The organism is Vibrio sp. 03_296 (assembly GCF_002265885.1).
Genome location: NZ_NPKW01001007.1, coordinates 1 through 868, shown reverse-complemented (window position 1 = coordinate 868; position 868 = coordinate 1). Strand labels below are relative to the sequence as shown.

Genomic DNA, 868 nt, shown 5'->3' with positions numbered 1-868 from the left:
TGAAGATACCGTATTGACGGGCTAACAAAGCACGCACAACATCTCATTTAGAAACGGTGTTTTGAAAATGACTGGTGTTCGCTTTCGCGAGCAGTAAAATCGTCGCAAGCCTAGTAAAAACTGGTTTGCGACTTTTATTTTCTTTTTGGGGGTAATCACCGTGTTTGTCGGTAAAACAACAGAGCTCGCCTTTACATCTTGTCTCTCTTCTAATCTCAAGCAAATCATTGCGCAGGTGTTAGCTAAACTGGCTGAGCCAATTGAAGATGGGCGTCATGAGTTGGACGGCGACAATGCGTTCTTTCTGGTCATGAGTGACCATACTCAGCCGCTCACGTTAAGAAAATCAGAATGCCACCAGCGCTACCTCGACGTACAAATTCTGTTAAGCGGGAAAGAGACGTTCGGCTACAGCTTGCAACCTTTTGAAGCGTTGGATGAAGATTATCTCGCAGAGCGAGACTTGGCATTTAGTCACCATGTTGTGGATGAAAAGTTTGTGACACTCGGCGAAAACGAGTTCATTATTTTCCCACCAGGGCAGCCTCATCGTCCTCTTATCGCGCCAGAAGGCGAAGGCTCACCCGTGCGTAAAGTGGTGATTAAAGTGGATGGCGCAACGCTTTAACCTCACTTAAGATCAGTATGATAAAACGTAGCTGCGCCACTTCGCTTGGGCCGCATCGTTTATCCATCTAATATCGTGAGCTTTACTGGATTTAAACCTCACACAACTTGCATGCCTGCCGTGCCACTTCCAAACTATCTGAAGAATCCATTTTTGGGCTTGGTCCGTTGCGAACATTTATCCATAAAGCATTGACGTATTGTTCTGTGATGTTGCTCTGCGCATGTACATCACTCGAAA

At 45.9% G+C, this 868-nt stretch carries 1 protein-coding gene; it reads left to right on the top strand.

Features of this window, described 5'->3' with window-relative positions:
• Positions 1-160 precede the first annotated feature (160 nt).
• Entirely contained in the window at positions 161-628 is a 468-nt protein-coding gene (locus tag CIK04_RS29485; protein ID WP_045608606.1) for a YhcH/YjgK/YiaL family protein, read from the top strand.
• The last annotated feature ends 240 nt before the right edge of the window (positions 629-868 follow it).